The 18,597-nt window shown below is 61.8% G+C and carries 12 protein-coding genes; 5 read left to right on the forward strand and 7 right to left on the reverse strand.

Annotated elements, in window-relative coordinates; translation table 11 throughout:
- Positions 1–59 precede the first annotated feature (59 nt).
- Positions 60–1,523 carry a DEAD/DEAH box helicase gene (locus AC522E_RS13365; RefSeq protein WP_500746750.1) on the reverse strand — a complete coding sequence of 488 codons (1,464 nt, stop codon included), beginning with the start codon at positions 1,521–1,523 and terminating at the stop codon, positions 60–62.
- A gap of 329 nt (positions 1,524–1,852) precedes the next feature.
- Between AC522E_RS13365 and AC522E_RS13370 the strand changes: the two genes are divergently transcribed.
- The 4 genes from AC522E_RS13370 (at position 1,853) to wecB (ending at position 7,266) form a co-directional block, all read left to right on the forward strand.
- Positions 1,853–3,049 (forward strand): MFS transporter, encoded by a 1,197-nt coding sequence (locus AC522E_RS13370; RefSeq protein ID WP_500746751.1) that lies wholly within the window; start codon positions 1,853–1,855, stop codon positions 3,047–3,049.
- A 90-nt stretch (positions 3,050–3,139) separates the two neighbouring features.
- On the forward strand, positions 3,140–4,660 hold the full coding sequence (glpD, locus tag AC522E_RS13375) for a glycerol-3-phosphate dehydrogenase (RefSeq protein ID WP_500746752.1): 1,521 nt from the start codon (positions 3,140–3,142) through the stop codon (positions 4,658–4,660).
- A 31-nt stretch (positions 4,661–4,691) separates the two neighbouring features.
- A complete protein-coding gene (gene glpK, locus AC522E_RS13380; protein WP_500746753.1) occupies positions 4,692–6,176 on the forward strand; it encodes a glycerol kinase GlpK in 1,485 nt (494 codons plus the stop codon).
- 49 nt (positions 6,177–6,225) lie between these two features.
- Positions 6,226–7,266, forward strand: coding sequence for a non-hydrolyzing UDP-N-acetylglucosamine 2-epimerase (gene wecB / locus AC522E_RS13385; protein WP_500746754.1), 1,041 nt, complete (start codon positions 6,226–6,228; stop codon positions 7,264–7,266).
- A 329-nt stretch (positions 7,267–7,595) separates the two neighbouring features.
- On the opposite strand, the gene AC522E_RS13390 is transcribed toward wecB, so the two are convergent.
- Entirely contained in the window at positions 7,596–8,021 is a 426-nt protein-coding gene (locus AC522E_RS13390; protein WP_500746755.1) for an HIT family protein, read from the reverse strand.
- Between the two features lie 179 nt (positions 8,022–8,200).
- On the opposite strand from AC522E_RS13390, the gene AC522E_RS13395 reads away from it, so the two are divergent.
- The gene (locus AC522E_RS13395; protein ID WP_500746756.1) at positions 8,201–10,969 is read left to right on the forward strand and encodes an FG-GAP repeat domain-containing protein; all 2,769 of its coding nucleotides are present in this window, start codon (positions 8,201–8,203) and stop codon (positions 10,967–10,969) included.
- A 116-nt stretch (positions 10,970–11,085) separates the two neighbouring features.
- On the opposite strand, the gene asnB is transcribed toward AC522E_RS13395, so the two are convergent.
- From asnB to AC522E_RS13420, 5 genes are read right to left on the reverse strand one after another with little or no spacing between them, the layout of a single operon-like run.
- Positions 11,086–12,981 (reverse strand): asparagine synthase (glutamine-hydrolyzing), encoded by a 1,896-nt coding sequence (gene asnB, locus AC522E_RS13400; RefSeq protein ID WP_500746757.1) that lies wholly within the window; start codon positions 12,979–12,981, stop codon positions 11,086–11,088.
- A gap of 5 nt (positions 12,982–12,986) precedes the next feature.
- Positions 12,987–14,543 (reverse strand): glycosyltransferase, encoded by a 1,557-nt coding sequence (locus AC522E_RS13405; RefSeq protein WP_500746758.1) that lies wholly within the window; start codon positions 14,541–14,543, stop codon positions 12,987–12,989.
- Between the two features lie 54 nt (positions 14,544–14,597).
- Positions 14,598–15,878 carry a polysaccharide deacetylase family protein gene (locus AC522E_RS13410; RefSeq protein WP_500746759.1) on the reverse strand — a complete coding sequence of 427 codons (1,281 nt, stop codon included), beginning with the start codon at positions 15,876–15,878 and terminating at the stop codon, positions 14,598–14,600.
- A 51-nt stretch (positions 15,879–15,929) separates the two neighbouring features.
- A complete protein-coding gene (locus AC522E_RS13415) occupies positions 15,930–16,814 on the reverse strand; it encodes an AAC(3) family N-acetyltransferase (protein ID WP_500746760.1) in 885 nt (294 codons plus the stop codon).
- 49 nt (positions 16,815–16,863) lie between these two features.
- Positions 16,864–18,396: a hypothetical protein gene (locus tag AC522E_RS13420; RefSeq protein ID WP_500746761.1), complete on the reverse strand. Its 1,533-nt coding sequence runs from the start codon at positions 18,394–18,396 to the stop codon at positions 16,864–16,866.
- Positions 18,397–18,597: the final 201 nt, after the last annotated feature.

Here is an 18,597-nt window from a genome sequence, read left to right on the forward strand (position 1 = left end):
TTCCAACAAAAGAAAAGGCGCCCGGAGGGCGCCTTTCAGGGTTTTGCAACCGCAGTCGATCAGCGGCGGGGACCCTTTTCGAGCCATGCCACCTGCGCGCCGTCACGACGCCCGTCATTGCGCGCGCGGTTCGGCTGGCCTTGGGAGGGACGCTGAGGCTGCCGCTGGCCCTGAGCGTTCTGGGCCGCCGGGCGCTGGCCGTTCGGCTGACCGGCGGCAGGCTTCTGTCCGCCGCGACCACGGCGGCGCTTGGGACCCCGCTCGGCGTTCGGATCCGCATCCCGAGCCTGACCGTGGCCCTGGTGGCCACGGGCGTGGGGAGCCGGACGGCCACGCTGCTGCTGCGGCCTGCGCTGCGGCTCCGGAGCCTCGTCGGCGATAGGCCCGGCCGAAAACCCTTCCGGCAGCGCCGCGACCGGCACCTGCATGCGGGTCAGCTTCTCGATATCCTTCAGGTAGGCGCGCTCCTCACCGTTACAGAACGAGATCGCGAGCCCGTCCGCGCCCGCCCGGGCCGTGCGGCCGATGCGGTGAACATAGGATTCCGGCACGTTCGGAAGGTCGTAATTGATTACGTGGCTCACGCCGTCGACGTCGATGCCGCGGGCGGCGATGTCGGTTGCGACGAGTACCCGGCACGTGCCGTTGCGGAAAGCGGCAAGAGCGCGCTCACGCTGCGGCTGGGACTTGTTGCCGTGGATCGCAGCGGCGACGATGCCCGCCTTGTCCAGGGACCGGACGACCTTGTCGGCGCCATGCTTTGTGCGCGTGAAGACGAGGACGCGATCGATGGCCTTGTCCTGCAGGACAATCTCGAGCAGCGCCTGCTTGCGGCCTGTGGCCACGAACATGACGCTCTGCTCGACCCGCTCGGCGGTGGTCGCGACCGGGGTCACGGCGACCTTGGCGGGATTGCGCAGGAACGCGTCCGCCAGGGTCGAGATCGTCTTCGGCATGGTGGCCGAGAAGAACAGGCTCTGACGCTCTTTCGGCAGCAGGGTGACGATGCGCTTCAAGGCATGGATGAAGCCGAGATCGAGCATCTGGTCGGCTTCGTCGAGAACGAGGATTTCCACATCGCGCAGGCTCAGGGACCTGCGGTCGACGAGATCGAGCAGGCGGCCCGGCGTGGCCACGAGGATGTCGACGCCCGTCGACAGCTCACGCTCCTGCTTGCCGATGGTCACGCCACCGAACACCACCGCGGTGGTGAGCTTCAGGTTGCGGCCATAGGTGCGGAAGCTGTCGGCGATCTGGCCGGCGAGCTCGCGGGTCGGGCTCAGCACCAGGACCCGGCAGCTCTTGCGGATGCGGGCACGGGGCGTCTCGTTGAGGCGGTTGAGGATCGGCAGGGCGAAGGCCGCCGTCTTGCCGGTTCCCGTCTGCGCGATGCCGCAAACGTCGCGGCCTTCCATCGCATAGGGAATCGTCTGCGCCTGGATCGGGGTCGGTTTCTCGTAGCCTTCGGCCGTCAGCGCGTTCAGGATCGGCTGTGCCAATCCGAAATCGGTAAAAAGAGTCAAGGATTCGGTCTTTCGAACAGATGCGGGGAGCCGCAAGGCAAGGTCTGCCGTTGGGAATGGGCGCTGCTTGGGCTCGGGGCGACAACCCGCGTGATGGGGCTATCGTACGGTCAAGCGATTGAAGAAGGGGGCCGGGGTCTCCACTTTGGGATATCCGTCACGCAGCCCCGCTCAAGCGGCTCCGGGAGGAGCGCTGACGCCGTCCCTGTGCATATGAGGCTTCGAGGCCTGTTCGTCAACCGCAACGGCTGACATAAAGCCCATAGCCGACCAACAAACGCGCGGTCCCGCCGGTGGGGCCGCGTGCTGGAACGGCAAGGCCACCCTCGATGTCCTCCCCCGTCCGCATGCCCTGGGGCTTCGTTTCCGCCCTGTCCCTGACCCAGCTCGTTTCCTACGGGTCGATCTTCTATGCCTTCGCCCTGTTCATCGAACCCATGGGCCAGGAGCTCGGCTGGTCGAAATCGGCCCTGACCGGGGCCTATTCCATGGCCCTGGGCTCCTCCGCCCTCTCGGCCGTGACGGTCGGCCGGCTCATCGATCTCGGCTATGGCCGCGCCGTCATGACCGGCGGCTCGGTCCTTGCCGCTCTCCTGCTCGCGCTCTGGTCGCGAATCGAGAGCTATCCCCTCTTCGTCCTGATCTGGATCGGGCTGGGCACCTGCATGAGCGCGGTCCTCTACGAGCCCGGCTTCGCGATCCTTGCCCGGCGGCTCGGCCCTCTCGCCCGACGCGGCATCACCGTGATGACCCTGGTCGGGGGCTTCGCCAGCACGGTCTTCATTCCCCTCACCCATCTGCTGATCGATTCCCTGGGCTGGCGCAGCGCCCTTCTTGTGCTGGCGGCCTTTAATCTCGGCGTCTGCGGCGTGATCCACGCCCTTGCCATTCCACCCGCCGCGGGCCGCAAACAGGCCCATGCGCCCGCCAACAGACCTCCGCCCGCCGACCTCAGGCATCTCCTGCGCAACGCCTCCTTCTGGTGCTTCGTGGCGACCTCGATCGCCCAGGGCATGATTTCGACAGGCGTTCCACTCCACCTGATCCCTTTGCTGATCGAGCGCGGGTTTACCCTGGACGCGGCGGTCGCTGCCTTTTCCGTGATCGGGCCGGCGCAGGTGGTCGCGCGCCTCGCCATGGCCTTCGGCGAGAGATCGGTCAGCATCTGGGCCCTTGGGGTCCTGACCATGGTCTTCAGCGTGCTGGCCTTTGCCCTCCTGCCTTTCATCCCGCCCGGATCCTGGCTGATCGCCGTCTTCGCCGGGCTCTACGGCGCCTCCAACGGCATGATGACCATCGTCCGGGCGCTTCTGCCGCCGGAGCTGTTCGGGCGCGAGAACTACGGGGCGATCCAGGGCATGATCGCCACGCCCGTGCGGATCGCCATGGCCACGACGCCCTTCGCGTTCGGTGCCTTATGGGTCTGGTGGGGCGGGTACGGCGCGGTGCTCGTGGCCTGCCTCGCCATGGCCCTCTGCGCTCTGGCAGCTTTTGTGCTAAACCTCGCCCTCGCCCGCCGGGCGTGAACATAGTTCAGTTTTTGCTTGCCTTAGACGGCTAAAGGAAACATGTGCAGAGGGCCGGGAGGGCCCCGGCTCGAAGGAAAGACCCGTTTCGTGACGACAGTGACAGATCTTCTGATTGTAGGCGGCGGCATCAATGGCGCGGGCATCGCCCGCGATGCGAGGGGCCGGGGTCTCTCCGTGGTCCTCTGCGAGCAGGGCGATCTCGCCGGCTATACGTCTTCAGCCAGCACCAAGCTGATCCATGGCGGCCTGCGCTACCTCGAATATTATGAATTCCGCCTCGTACGTGAGGCGTTGTTCGAGCGTGAGCGCCTCCTGGAAGCAGCCCCTCACATCATCTGGCCGCTGCGCTTCATCCTGCCTCACGAAAAGGGGATCCGCCCGGCCTGGTTCGTCCGCCTCGGACTTTTCCTTTACGATCACCTTGCGCCGCGCAAGCGCCTTCCGGGAACCGAGACGATCCACCTGACGCGTCATCCGGCCGGCAAGGCCCTGAAGCCCGGCTTCGATACCGCCTTCGTGTATTCCGACTGCTGGGTCGAGGACAGCCGCATGGTGGCGCTGAACGCGCTCGATGCCGCCGAGCGCGGGGCGGATATCCGCGTCCGCACCAAGCTCGTCTCCGCCCACCGCGATGGTGAGACCTGGGTGGCGAACCTGCAGGACGTCGAGACCGGCGCGACGACGGAGGTTCGTGCGCGGGTCATCGTCAATGCCGGCGGGCCCTTCGTCGCCGACGTGCTCAACGCCCGGCTCGGCCTCAACACCCAGAAGAACGTGCGCCTCGTCAAGGGCAGCCATATCGTCGTCCCGAGACTGTTCGAGACCGAGCAGGCCTTCATCCTGCAGAACACGGACAAGCGCATCGTGTTCGCGATCCCCTATCAGGACAAGTTCACCCTCGTCGGCACCACCGACATTCCCGTCGAGTCGATCCCCGACAGGAAGGTGACGATCAGCGACGACGAGATCCAGTATCTCTGCAACGTGGTGAACCATCACTTCCAGCGCGAGGTGACGCCGGCAGACGTGGTCTGGACCTATTCCGGGGTGCGCCCACTCTTCGATGACGGCTCGATCAACGCCTCCGCCGTGACACGCGACTATGTGTTCGATCTCGACAGGCCCGAAGGACAGGCACCGGTCCTGTCCATCTTCGGCGGCAAGATCACGACGTTCCGTAAGCTCGCCGAGCACGCGCTCGACGAACTGAAGCCGTACTTCCCGGCGATGAAGCCCGCCTGGACGGAGACCGCCAAACTCCCGGGCGGCGACATGCCGGATGCGGACTTCGACCGTTTCCTCGCGGACGTGAAGAAGCGCTGGCCGTTCCTGCACGAGGCCCTCGCCTATCGCCTATCGCGGGCCTACGGCACGAGGATCGAGGAACTTCTCGGCACCGCCAAGACGATGACGGATCTGGGCGAGGATTTCGGCGCCGGGCTGACGGCGGCCGAAGTGGATTATCTCGTGCGCCGGGAATGGGCACGCAGCGCCGAGGACATCCTCTGGCGGCGCTCCAAGCTCGGTCTCCACGTTCCGGCCGGCACCCCGGCGAAGATCGACCGCTATCTCGACAGGCGCAACGCGACCTCCGTCGCGGCCCAATAAATCGTACGCTCGGAATTCCTGGGGAGACATCATGGCTCACTATGTCGGCGCCATCGATCAGGGCACGACCAGCACCCGCTTCATCGTCTTCGACCGGAGCGGCGGCATCGTCTCGATCGCGCAGAAGGAGCACGCGCAGATCTACCCCCGGCCGGGGCATGTCGAACACGATCCCCTGGAGATCTGGCACAACACGCTCGCCGTGGTCGAAGAGGCCCTGGCAAGGAAGGGCCTGACATCCTCGGACCTCGACGCGATCGGCATCACCAACCAGCGCGAGACGACGCTGATCTGGGACAAGGCCACCGGCAAGCCGCTCTACCCCGCCCTTGTCTGGCAGGACACGCGCGTCGATCCGCTCGTACAGGAATATGCCAAGGACGGTGGGCCCGACCGCCTGCGGGACAAGACCGGCCTGCCGCTGACAAGCTATTTCTCCGGCCTGAAGCTGCGCTGGCTGCTCGACAACGTACCCGGCGCCCGGGACAAGGCGGCCTCGGGCGACGTTCTGTTCGGCACCATCGATACCTGGCTCGTCTGGAACCTGACGGGTGGGCGCTGCCACATCACCGACGTGACCAACGCCAGCCGCACCCAGCTCATGGACCTGCGCAAGCTCGCCTGGGACGACGAAATCCTCGCTCTGTTCGAGATCCCGCGCGCCTGTCTGCCGACCATCGTCTCGTCGAGCGAGGTCTACGGCGAGGCCGTGGGACCCTTGAAGGGCGTGCCGATCGCCGGCATCCTTGGCGACCAGCAGGCCGCACTCGTCGGCCAGGCCTGCTTCCAGCCGGGCGAAGCCAAGAACACCTACGGCACCGGCTGCTTCATGCTGATGAATACCGGCGAGCACCCCTACCCCTCCACCTGCGGCCTGCTGACGACCGTGGGCTATCGCTTCGGACAGAAGAAGACCGTCTATGCCCTCGAGGGCTCGATCGCGATTGCCGGGGCCCTGGTGCAGTGGCTGAGAGACAATCTCGGCCTCATCGAGTCGAGCACCGACATCGAGCCGCTGGCCCGTGGCGTTGCGGACAATGGCGGCGTCACCATCGTGCCCGCCTTTTCCGGGCTCTACGCCCCCCATTGGAATGCGGGCGCCCGGGGCCTGATCGGCGGCTTGACGCGCTTTGCCACCAAGGGGCATATCGCCCGCGCGGCGCTCGAGGCGACCGCATTCCAGACCCGCGAGGTGCTCGACGCCATGACCAAGGATACCGGCATTGCAGCGACGGAACTTCGCACCGACGGCGGCATGGTCGTCAACGAGCTCCTGATGCAGTTCCAGGCCGACATCCTCGACGTGCCGGTGGTGCGTCCGAGAATCGTCGAGACCACGGCTCTCGGTTCCGCCTATGCCGCCGGCCTCGCCACCGGCTTCTGGGCAGGCACGGACGATCTGGTCAGCAACTGGGCCGTGGATCGACGCTGGACGCCGTCGATGTCTGCCGAGGAGCGCGACCGGCTCTATCGTACATGGACAAAGGCCGTCGAGCGCTCGCTGAATTGGAATTGACGTTGCACCCCCATCGGCCGGTACGGCACATGGGTCAGGAAACAAAGAGATGTCACGAAGCGTCTTGACCGTCGTCGGAGCGAGGCCCCAGTTCATCAAGGCCTCGCCCGTGAGCCACGCATTGCGGGCCCATGGCGGCTTCCGCGAAATCCTCGTCCACACGGGGCAGCATTTCGACGCGGCCATGTCCGACATCTTCTTCGAGGAACTCGATATTCCGAAACCGGCCTACAACCTCGAGGTCAACAGTCTTGGCCACGGCGCGATGACGGGACGGATGCTGGAAAAGCTCGAAGAGGTCATGGTTGCCGAGAAGCCCGACTGGGTGCTGATCTATGGCGACACCAATTCGACGGTGGCCGGCGCCCTCGCCGCATCGAAGCTTCACATCCCGGTCGCGCATGTGGAAGCGGGGTTGCGCTCTTTCAATCGGCGAATGCCGGAAGAGATCAACCGCGTCGTGGCGGATCACCTGAGCGCCCTGCTGTTCTGCCCGACGCAGACGGCCGTCGACAATCTCAAGGCGGAAGGCGTCACGAAAGGCGTTCATCACGTCGGCGACGTCATGTACGACGTGACGCTCGCAGCGGTCGAACGTGCCAAGGGGCGCTCGCGCATCCTGGAGACGCAGGGCCTGACGCCGAAAGCGTACGCGGTCGCGACCATCCACCGGGCCGAGAATACGGACGATCCCGCGCGCTTCGCCAGGGTGATGCAATGGCTCTCCGACCGCGGACGCGAGATACCGATCGTCATGCCGGTGCACCCGCGCACCCGCAAGCTGATGGAGAAAAGCGGCCTCGTTCCCGAGGGTGTGCGTCTCATCGACCCGCTCGGCTATCTCGACATGGCCTGGCTGACGCACAACTGCGCAGCCGTCTTCACCGATTCCGGCGGCCTGCAGAAGGAAGCCTATTTCCACCGCGTGCCGTGCGTGACCCTGCGCGACGAGACGGAATGGGTGGAGACGGTGGAGGCTGGGTGGAACCGGTTGTGGACCAGCGATGGCTACAAGCCGCGCGGGGAGATTACGGATTATGGCGCAGGGAAGAGCAGCGAGGAGATCGCCACTGGCCTGGCGAACAGCTGAGCGCTAGGTTCGGCTTCTCTACAAGGTGCCGAAAGTCAGCTCTCCGCCTTCTTGAGAACCCTCCAGCGATGAAGGTATCCTGTCCATGGCGCGATGGGACCCAATTGATCTACCTGCCAGCGCTTTCCCAATAGAGTAAACATTGGCCGCCCTTTGGCGGCATTGCTGTTTTCCGCCGCATGCCCGGCGTGACCCTGTGCGACGAGACGGAATGGGTGGAACCGGTTGCGGACAAGCGATGGCTACAGGCCAAGCGGGGAAATTACGGATCAGGGTGCATGGGAAGAGCAGCGAGAGAATTCCCTTGCAGGTCTCGTGCTGAGGAAGCCCTACTCGGGTAGCGCTTCACGGATTTGTGCGGCGAATTTCGCCAGGGTCTCTGGCTTTGCCATTTCGCCCGTGTGGGGTTTCAGAGCAATGCCATCGAAGCGCGGAATGACATGAAAGTGTAGGTGGAATACTACTTGCCCACCAGCAGTCTCATTGAACTGCTGAACGGTTACGCCATTGGCATTCAGCGCCTGCTTAGTCGCCCGCGCAACTACCTGCACGGCTCTGATGAGCTCCGCCAGGTCATCTGGATCGGCATCGAGAAGATTGCGTGCCTTGGCCTTCGGCACCACAAGAACATGGCCGTCGCCGCGGGGCATGATGTCCATGAAGGCCAGTACGTGCTCCGTCTCATAGACCTTGTGGCAAGGAAGAGTGCCTTCAATGATCTTTGCGAAGATATTCCCTTCGTCATATTCCAGCATTTATCGGCCACTCCTCGGTTCTTCGGTTCCCATCCTGCTTTCTAATCGAGGCGTCACGGGAACAGCAATAGCTTGAGGCTCGTCCACCTCAAACGCATTATATAACGATATTGCATTCCATTAGAGGCTCCTGTATCAGACGTTACGTTATTCCGTTCGGACAGATCCAGGTTCTCACTATGGCATTCTTCTCACCTTCCGTTATTCGCAGCATTAAATCTAACCCCGAGCGCTTTGACGAAGTCTATGCAGCTACGAGAAGCAGTTTCAAACATTATCTTGGTAGCAAGTTCGGCTCTCTTCCGGAGGATTACATAAAGCTGATTTTCAGTGCACAATTCGCCTACGAAAGCGCGCCGTATGGTCCGTCGTCCTCCCGTTCACTCCAGGGCCTTCTCCATGAGAAAGAACTGATGTGTTCAAGTTATTGCGACCTTACTTGGCTTCTCTATGAAAAGCTGGCGCCATCATCCAAATCGAGCGTAGTCCATATCGGTTGGAACTCGAGCCCGGTCGGCGGTCATGCGGAGATGCTGATCTCTCTGCCGGGATACAAGACTCTCATGGTGGATCCCACAGTCCTCGGACTGGTTCTAAATGACGGAATCAATCACCTGACCAGCGGATTGGGTATTCCCGAAGAGGACCAGCTGTACCTGGGCTGGAGGACGAATGCGCTTACGCCCAGTGGCTCGAAGGTCGAGGAGTTTGCTACTAGCGTTCAACACGCATACAGCCACGGAGACTTCCGCGCCGGCCATCTCTTCTACTGGTATGAATACTCGAACCGGGATCAGGTGTACGGCGGGACCAGCGCGAAACTTCCCACGCCTCAAGCGGAGGTCGCAACCTTCGGCGTAACGAACAACAAATCCATTATTCCATTTCACGACAACTTCAATCAGCGAAAATACAGCAACGGAAATGACAAGATTGTCGCGACTGCTGCAAGCGATAAGATTCAAGGCTTTGACGGCAATGACATCATTTTCGGCGGAACATCGCGTGACGAGGACGGATTTAAAGACTTCACAATCGAGAAGGCGAGATCCGGAGCGTTCGTTTCCTCAGGGGATCTCGCCGCGGTCGTAGCCAATCCAAACGCGATTCTCTCGATCTATGTTAAGTACAAGGCACAGTTCAAAGCATTCCTCGGCAGTGCGTTCAGCAAGCTTCCCGAAACCTATATCCGCCTTGCCTTTGCATCCACGCTCGCCCACGACCTGAAAACCTCGGGAACGAACGCGGCTTATACGCTTGGCGAAGCGCTTGCGACGGACGGCTTGGATGCACCGAGCCTGACCGGCCTGGCATGGGACCTTTTCAAGCTCATGATACCGGGCCAGAACTACGGCGTAGGCTACAAGGGTCCCGATGTTTCGATGGTCGGGTGGTATGGTGAGGCGACCGGCTTGGACGTTCAGCTGATCATCAGCCAGCCGGGCAAGAAATCGCTGGTCGTCGATCCGACAATGGGCCATGTGGCGCTCGTCACCGACTTCAATTCCTTCGCAGCAGGCGAAACGGTCGGCAGCGCAGCCATCAGATCCTCCTATTGGCGTGGCGATCAGGATGCTCAGCGGACCAAAGTTCTCACGGCTCTTGAGGAAGGCAGCTTCCGAACAGGCAATATGCTGTTCTGGTTCGAGACTCCGGACGACATCGGGCGCTATTTCAAGGAGATTCCCCACTGGGCGACTCCGCAGGGCGAAGCATACCTCTTCGGCAAGCAGGTTTCGTCAGCCATCGGCAAGGTTCAGGCGTACGACCAGATCGACGGCGGCGCCGGGGCCGATCTGCTGGCCGGCGACGGCTTCACGAACAAGCCCGTCAGCTGGAGCACACCGAAAGGCGGAGCCTGGGCCTTCAAAGCAGGTGACTTCGACGGCGACGGGCGTGAAGACCTGATCCGCACGCAAACCGGCAAGCCCGCCGAGGTCTTCCATTCCACGGGTTCCAAATTCGTCGGCCAGGGAAACTGGACATTGAGCGGCCCCAGGGACAGGGCCTGGTATGTCGGCGACTTCAATGGCGACGGAAAGGACGACGTGCTACGCTACCTGCCCTCCAAGGGAGGCTATTACGGCGCGGAGGTTGCGCTCTCGGACGGCACGAAATTCGGGGCGCCCACAGTGTGGAGCACCGACGGGCTCGCCCACCACAATCAATGGTATGTCGGCGACTTCAACGGCGACGGAAAAGACGACCTGCTCCGGGCCAATCAGGACACCGGCCCCGAGGTCCTGCTGTCTGACGGCGCCAGATTCGGCACGCCGACCATCTGGACGGGCTCGAAAAGTGCGGCGCCCTGGTATGTCGGCGATTTCAATGGAGATGGAAAGACCGACATCGCCCGCTACAGCCAGAGCACGCATAAAACAGAAGTCTTCCTGTCGAACGGGTCAAGCTTCGTCTTCGCCCGGGCATGGAGCACCCACGCTCCTGGGAAATCGGGATGGCTTGTGGCCGATGTCAACGGGGACGGACGGGACGATCTGGTGGGTAATTCCAACGACATCCAGGGAGTGTCGACTGTTCTGCTCTCGAGCGGAAACCACTTCTCACTGACGAAATCCTTCGCTCCTTTCGATCTCTCAAGCCTGATCACGCCGGGCGACTACAACGGCGACGGCCGAGACGATTTTGTCGTGACCAACAAGCAGACGAAAGCATCCGAGATCTATCTCGGCATAGGAACACGCAACAAGGACAAAGACTACTTCATCATGGAGGCTGGCCACGCCAACGGCGATACCATTCTGGACTTCGCCGGGTCCGGTGCAAGTGGCGACGTTCTCGTCCTCAAAGGCTACGGCGAGAAGAACAACATCTCGATCTCCCACAGCGGCGACACATGGACGGTAGAGAATGCCTCGATGAAGATTTCGGATACGTTCCGTGTCCTCGGTGTCTACGGGTTCGGATCGGACGACATTCTGTTTGCCTAAGGGGCCGGATTCAACAGACGCGCGCCCTCCCGGGTTCTGTTCGATGATCCCTCATGCGCCGACAAGCTCGACTTTCCGGGAGCCGCTCCGAGCTCCCGGATCGCCTTCTCGAGACGTCAGGCGGCCAATCCGAACGTCTTGCCCCAGATCCCAAGATTGACGATGCGCCAGATCGTGAAGTCAACGGGACGCGTGCCGTCAAGCATTTCACGTGCCAGACGGCGTGTTTCAGCAGCGTCGAAGAGCGGACCGAAACGGGACAATGTCTCCTCGACACCTGCGAGCATGGCTTCGCGGAGAGGTCCGCGGTACCAGTTCTGCTCGGGAGCGGCAAAGCCGATCTTGTCGCGTCGCTTGGCGATCTGTGGTGGCAGAACGTCTCCAAGAGCCCTGCGCATGACGCGTTTGGTTTCCCCGCCTTTGATCTTATGCTGATCACCGATACCGATGCAGAACTCGACGAGGCGATGATCGAGGAACGGCACCCTCGCCTCGATCGAATGGGCCATGGAATTCCGGTCCTCCCAACGTAGAAGCATCGGAAGATTGGACGTCATGCTGGCCAGACAGAGCGCGCCGATCGAGTTTACCTGAGGCAGTCCCTCGCGTGCCACGAGTGCGTCGAAGGGGCTGACTCGGCGCAGTTCAGATCCCCAGACACCAGAACCGAGCCAGTCGATAGTCGGTGGAGCGCTGGCGGGCTTCGCACGCGCCCGGAGCAGACGCGCTGCGTTGCGTGGCCAATCGAGCAGCTTGATCTGGTCTGCGAATCCAACCCCGTTGTAGATCCTTCTCTCGATCATCCCCCGGAGCAGTTCGCCGTAACGACCTTCGCGCGCCAGCCCCCGGAAATGGTAGAAGAAGCTGCCGTGATAGCCTCCCAGGATCTCGTCGGCCCCCTGGCCGTCAAGCATCACCTTGATACCCTGCGTGTGCGCCTCCTGGAAAACGCACCATTGCGCGAAGATGCTGCTCGAACCATAAGGCTCGTCCTGGTGCCAGGTGATCTTCGTGGCCGCGTCGAGCACATCCGCATAATTAGGGAACGTCTTGTGCGAGATCGCATTCGTGGCGCGAACGACCGTATCTATGAAAGGCCGCTCATCCACCGCCCGATCGTCGAAACAGGCGCTTACCGTGTTGAGGCGGACATCCGTTCCGGCAAGTTCACGATCGATCTGCGCAACGATCGCCGAGCTGTCGAGACCTCCCGACAGACAGGAGCCGATTTTCACGTCCGAGCGCAGGTGGATCTGAACCGCGGACTCGAACAGCTCACGGAAGCGCTGGGCCGCCTCGCTCTCGGACATCCTGAGCGAACCGGATTCAGGCAGCCTGTACCAGCGCCGGATCGGCAACGTCTGACCAGGCCGCCAGGTCTGCAGATCGAGCGTGAGGCACTCGCCGGGCCGGATGTGGTCGACCCCGAGAAACATCGTATCCGACGCGTGATCGGTCAGACCGGAGTAGAGGTAGTCGTACGTCCGCGCCAAGTTCAGGCGACGCTCCAGGCCCGGAAGCTCAAGCACCTGCTTGATCTCGGAACCAAAGCCCGCGATATCGCGGCCATTGTGGAAATAAAGCGGCTTGATGCCGAACCGGTCACGTGCGGCAAACAGGACCTTGTCGCGGGCATCCCAGATCGCGAAAGCGAACATCCCCAGGAAGCGGTTCAGACACTCTTCGCCCCACTGGATGTACGCCTGAAGCAGAACTTCGCTGTCGGAATGGCTCTGGAAGCGAACACCCTTGGTTTCGAGTTCCGCTTTGATCTCGACGTAGTTGTAGATCTCGCCGTTGAAGATCAGGTGATATCGGCCCGTAGCATCGGCCATCGGCTGCAGCCCGGCATCCGAAACGTCGATGATCGATAGACGCCGATGCCCCAGGGCGACCGGTCCAGCCGGACTCTCGAAGACTTTCCAGCCGCGCCCGTCCGGGCCACGGTGGGCAACCACGTCAATGAATTTGGGATCAGGCGAACCGCCGATCGAAAACCAGATTCCGCACATTGGGACTATCCGACCAGTTTCAGGGTTTCGTTACAGGCGCGCACCAGCTTTGTGCGCTCGGCCTGCCAGCACAGCTCTTCAGAGGCCGCGATCGAATTCCGCTTGTAGGAGTCGATCGTATCTCGATCGAGGGCATTCACGACCGCCGCGATGTCCTGCGGTCCAGTCGTCGGCATGAGGACGCCCAACTTATAGCGATCGACGAGTTCGGCCATGTCCGGACAGCTCGTTACGCAGAGTGCGAGACCGGAATTGATGTACTCGAAGAACTTGTTGGGAAGAGCGAACTTGTTGTGTGGGGAATTGTCCGGGAGTGCGAAGAAGCCCACATCGAACTCCTTGGCGGCCCTGACAAGCTCCACCATGGGCACGGGCGGAGCAATCCTCACCCGATCGTTCACCCCCATCCTGCGGATCAACTTGCGGAGCGACGCCACGTAGGCGGGACTGCCCGGACCACGGATCGTGAGATGGAACTCAGGCCTCCAAAACGGTATGCTCTCTATTGCGGCCTCCAGTCCCCGTTCCGGAGACAGGATACCGTGATAGAGCACCCGTATGACGTCGCCGGTGGGGCGGAACGTCGGATCTTGCCGTAAGGGCATGTTCCTGAGAACCTCGCAGGGAGGATTCAGGGCATAGAGTTCGTTGAGTGCCTTTGCGATTCCGGGCGATACGGAGAACCGCCTCTTCGAACCACGGATATATTTCTCTTCCACTGCCTTCGCGATCGGCTTCGTGAAGGCGACCCAATGCGGGTTGTTCGGGTACTCCTCGGTAGCGAACTCGTGACTATCGTAGAAATAAGTACCACCCTTCTCCTCGACGATGCGGGCGATGATCGGCAGCGTCGACCAATCGTTCGCAACCCAAAGGTCTGCATCGACCTGACGGGCCTTCTCGTACATCTCCTGCATGCTTGGCCACGACCAGTAAATCTTCAGGGCATGCTCCCGGTCAACATGGGCCCTGAGTAGCCTTATGTAAGGGATGAACTCGCGCCAGGTCCGCACATTCGGGAGGATTCTGCTCGCACCCGCCGCGCGCAGGGATGACATCTGCAGGTGGTCGGCCGCCGTCATAGCCCGGCGCATCGCAGCCCGCGCAAGTCGTCCGGTCGTGGTTCCAGGTGCGACCGATCCCTTGACGGCGCCTTTGAAGGCGCCTGCGGTAGAGCGCGCCTTGCGCACGGGAGGGCCGACCACACGGCCGACAACCCACCGCGACCGCCAGTACGCAAACTTTGCGATCCGCTTTGCGAGATGCTGGCGCACGGGGGCGTGTGGCGCTGGAACCTCGACCACATCCTCGCTGATGGCTTCGGGGATCTGGGTCCCCGCCAGATCGATTTCCTCTGCACCCGATGCCGCTTCCGCGACGCGGTCGATCACGGTCCAGGCCGGCGAATGGGACTTCGCCCCCGGCAGTCCGACCGCGACGACGCTCCATCCCTCCTCATGCAGCACATCGCCGTGCCGACGCACGCGTGCGTCATCCGCGATCGGCGAGAACGAAACGAAGCAAACGGCGGGCTTCTTATCCGCGAGTGGAGATGCTGACATTATTTTCTCATTCGGCGTGGCACGCATGGTCCGGCAGGGCACCCCGGAAAGGTGTTAGGCGCTGAGGGATTTTGCATTCAGCTTCGCCGTCCGGTCCCGCCACCAATTCTCGATCTGCTTGAGCGAGGCACCCCACGCTCCCTTCTCCATGCAGTACGCCGTGCATTCCCGGTAGAGACTGTATGTTACCGGATTTGCAAGATTTTCCGGATGAAAGAGAAGCGACGCGCAGCCACCCGTCTCGATTATGCGATCGATCAGATCGAACGCGATCTGTTTGGCCCGCGGCAAATCGAGCTCGAGCGCCATCGTCGAGAAGACCGATCCGTCCATGAGGACCATCGGAAGCTCGACGAGATCCAGCTGTTCGTCGGCTGCGACATCGTAAAAGAAATAGGGCTTCGATGTTCCTGCCCGGAAGCCGATATTCCGGTTGTAGCCGAGAGTGGAATCGGCGGTAATTCCGGCCTGAAGCTGAATGCGGGGCGTCACGCGAGCATCCCAATGCAGCCAATGCTGGCGCGTCGTCGTAATGCTCAAGCCGGTCTCGTCCTCGATCAGGTGCTTTTCGTGCAGGAAGTTCTCCAGGCTCAACGCCGTGTGGTAGCCGCCATGCAGGCCGACATCGAAGCCTTCTTCAGCGAGCTCCAGCATAATGTCCCGCGCGGTCATGACACGCCCCAGATAAGTGTAGCGGTCATCGGCGGTGTAGAGGCAGTCGTAGGGACTGTCCACTTTGGGTGGCCAGATTGGGAAGAAGTAGGACCCCTTGATTCCGAAATCCTTCTCAACCTGGATCGATCGATCCATGGATTCCACCGCCGAGGAGGGGCGCTCCGACGGGCGCAGGCTCTCTAGCCGTGTGCTTTCGGCCTCGAAGGCGGTCAGGAAAGAACGGTCGGCGCCCGCAAGCGCCGGCTTTCCCAGCAGTTCTCGCCTTTTCAGCCTATGGAGCTGCAAGGCGGAGTACTGAGTGCTGATCGCGTCCACATCATGCGACAGGCACAAGGCGAACTTGTGCCCGTGCGGCCAGAGCGGTTCAGTCTGCACTGTGGATGGCAACGCACCGCGGATGCTGTCCATCCATTCGTCAACTTCCGGAATCCATAACGTGCGCCGGCGCGTATTGTCCGCCAGCCCATGTTCGAAATTGCCCCACTGGTCTCTGGACCCGATCTCCCACTCCTCGCAACGCAAGAAGAGGCGTGCGAGATTGTCCGGCATCTCTGGGACGTGCGCGGCGTCATCCTTGTGCACACCCAGCCATAGACGGACCGTCTCTCGAACATGGCTGCGGGCAGCCTCTGTAATCGGACGTTGCTCTTGAAAAGACATTTGGAAGTTCACCGCCAGAAGCGGCCCTCGAATCTTCGCGTTAGATGTTCTTCAGCCAGTTCGGAGAGCACGGAAACGGTTCTTCACCTTGCGCGCTCCCTCCTTCGCCCAGTAAGCGGGCCAGTCCTGCTTGTTGTAGTTCCAGATTCCGCGGCATCCGAAGCATTCCGGTCGGTCGCACAGGGCTGCGGTGACATCCTTTTCGAGCTTCGCGCGCTCCACGGTGTAGGCCGCCTTGGCATCGATACCGATGGAATAGGCCTTGCCGATCATTGCGGTCCGCAGGAGTCCTTCTCTGACATAGTCGGCGTAGAACTTGGAAAAACCCATGCTGCAGCCCGGCTCGTCAAGGCGGGCGAACCACTCGACTTTGCCGTCATGCTCGAAATAGGTTCCGAAGAGGCCGGGCCGGATCGTCTGGGTAGAGAGGCCGAGGTGCTCTTGGGCGAGGTGGACCGTGCTGAAGCCCGGGCTCGACTCAACGCATCCGACCAGGATCATCTTGCCGTTACGCTCCAGAAGCTTGTTCATGGGATGGAAGCAAGGCTTGGTGTGATCATGATCCGCAAGGATGTCCTGTGCATGGCGACCGATCGCCACGAAGCCATTGGTCGGGTGCAGGCTGCGGACGGCCCTGGGCCAGCCGGCCATTGCGGCGGCGAGCCCTCCGGTCGCACTTGGGGTCGCCGGTGTCCAGACATGGTCGGGATTCCGGCGCCAGGACGGACAGGCCGGCGTGAAGGCCAGGCCGAGAACTGTGCCTTCCGGGCCGAGCAGTTCCAGCAGCGCCTCGATCAGCAGATCGGCTGCCCTGCCCTCCGTCGGCCCCATGGCTTTGACGGCCGCGCGAACGAGCACCGTGTCACCCGGTACCAGGCCAAGCGCCTCCAGGCCTTCGATCAACGTTTTTCGGTCTAATAGTTGGGTCATGGTCATGAATACATTCGCTCAAAGTTCATAAAATTAACCCTCCTAAGAAGCAAGCTTACGGCGATCGTTTAAGACGTCGCAGCAACTCCCCTTTGAGAATCTCCCGCAGTCGCGAAACCAGGGCCACAGGGCGGGTATACAAAACTTCATATTTCGCACTCAAGGAAACATAGTTATCTTTCAACTCATTGAGATCTTTTTCCAGATCCTCGATATGCTTTGACGCGACTACCTTATAGGCGCGATATTCGGAAGAAGTCTCTTGGTATCCCCGATTTAGACGCTCCCATCGGTCTCCGAGAACTTCGATCGCCTCCGAGAATCGGGATACGTCGATGGGCGCATCGGCCACGCCGGCCAGTGCTTCGGTCGCACCACGGATGAGGGCCTGCTTTTCGCTCAAGCGGGACCAGATCTGCTGCTCCACCACGTGTTCAACGCTTAGATTGGCTCTGCCGGACGGACCCGCCAGCCCCGCGCCCCGTCCGATCGTTTCCAGGGCACGATCGACCAAGTCGGCCGCATGGCGGTAATGAAGAGAGGTGTCCGTGGTCACCAAAGCATAGCAGTTGTCGGCGATGCGCTGAGCCTCGCCGATATCCTTCATGCGCGCCACGACCTCATCCAGGTTCGAGAAATCAGGCTCGATGGCAATGTAATGCCGGTCGGGCACAAGAGGACCATATTCCCCGCGAACCAGAACCTGGCATGTCCGGGTCAGAGCCGCCTCGAGGCATCGCGGCGATATCGCCGCCATCCAATGGCGTGCCGCATCCTCCGGGATGCAGTGGGCATAGACCTCATCGAACGAAGCCTGAGGATGTGTAGCCACGAACTGGCCGACACAATCGCCGATCTCTCCTGTCGCATCGAGAACGCTCGAGCCGCTCGGGCTTCCGAGCACGAACTTCGACGACCCAAGAAACTCGAGCCACTGGCCGCCGAAGATGGTCGCGGACGGATCGGTGGACAAGTCCGTGCGGAAGCCAGCCTCTCGGAATTTGGCACCGGTCCTATCCGCGACGAGGGTCTTGAGCTGCCCCAGGCGCCCGAAATTTGCCGGGAGCGGGCGGGCCCGGTAAACGACATCGATGGTGCGCTCCGCAAGGTTCGAGCCGAACCGCGCCCCGATCCCCAGATCGATGTCGTCAATGAAGCCCGTCAGGAAAGGTTGTATGAGAGCCTTGGTACGCGTCTTTGGGTAGAGCACGGCCTCAAAATTCGCCAGTGGGGTGCATACGATATCGATACCCCAGGAAGCGAGCCATTCGTCCAGGACGGCCTGATGATCGTAGTCGTCCTGCGGGAAGGCAATCTTGGGCGCAGGGTGCTGCGCAACCCAAGCGTAGGCTTCCTTCATCTTGGCCAGAGCCGAACGCGGCCTTGCCCACCGCCATGCCAGCAACGTCGGATCCAGAAAGATCGCATCGTACTCGGCATCGATCAGGCTCGCGCCGATCGGCTCGCCGACCGAATGCAATATCGTTTCGGTATCCGGACGGTATTTGGGATAGAAGAACGACTGGTTGATCGTCTGCCGGCGCAGCTTGGCCGCTGGAGGAAGATCGTGGATGACGAGCAGTTTCATCAGGAATACCCGTAGAACCCGGTCACCCACCCCGGTGCCTTCGGCCCAGGGACAAGGGTGCTCTCGGAAGGCCTCGAACCACGCAAATGAGCGGTTCTACCCTTGAACCGCGACCGCGCAACCCGCGCCGGCTTAGGCTATCCTTGATCGGGTCGCAACTTCGGGACCCGCAACGCCAAATGGATCCGTGGCCACTTTGGC

Source organism: Microvirga sp. BF8, from assembly GCF_059888585.1.

What these genes read in the sequence shown, in the direction of transcription:
- AC522E_RS13390 (WP_500746755.1), bottom strand. Translation starts at nt 8,021, where the DNA reads ATGCTGGAATATGACGAAGGGAATATCTTCGCAAAGATCATTGAAGGC.
- AC522E_RS13405 (WP_500746758.1), bottom strand. Translation starts at nt 14,543, where the DNA reads ATGTCAGCATCTCCACTCGCGGATAAGAAGCCCGCCGTTTGCTTCGTT.
- AC522E_RS13420 (WP_500746761.1), bottom strand. Translation starts at nt 18,396, where the DNA reads ATGAAACTGCTCGTCATCCACGATCTTCCTCCAGCGGCCAAGCTGCGC.
- glpK (WP_500746753.1), top strand. Translation starts at nt 4,692, where the DNA reads ATGGCTCACTATGTCGGCGCCATCGATCAGGGCACGACCAGCACCCGC.
- asnB (WP_500746757.1), bottom strand. Translation starts at nt 12,981, where the DNA reads ATGTGCGGAATCTGGTTTTCGATCGGCGGTTCGCCTGATCCCAAATTC.
- AC522E_RS13395 (WP_500746756.1), top strand. Translation starts at nt 8,201, where the DNA reads ATGGCATTCTTCTCACCTTCCGTTATTCGCAGCATTAAATCTAACCCC.
- AC522E_RS13370 (WP_500746751.1), top strand. Translation starts at nt 1,853, where the DNA reads ATGTCCTCCCCCGTCCGCATGCCCTGGGGCTTCGTTTCCGCCCTGTCC.
- AC522E_RS13410 (WP_500746759.1), bottom strand. Translation starts at nt 15,878, where the DNA reads ATGTCTTTTCAAGAGCAACGTCCGATTACAGAGGCTGCCCGCAGCCAT.
- wecB (WP_500746754.1), top strand. Translation starts at nt 6,226, where the DNA reads ATGTCACGAAGCGTCTTGACCGTCGTCGGAGCGAGGCCCCAGTTCATC.
- AC522E_RS13415 (WP_500746760.1), bottom strand. Translation starts at nt 16,814, where the DNA reads ATGACCATGACCCAACTATTAGACCGAAAAACGTTGATCGAAGGCCTG.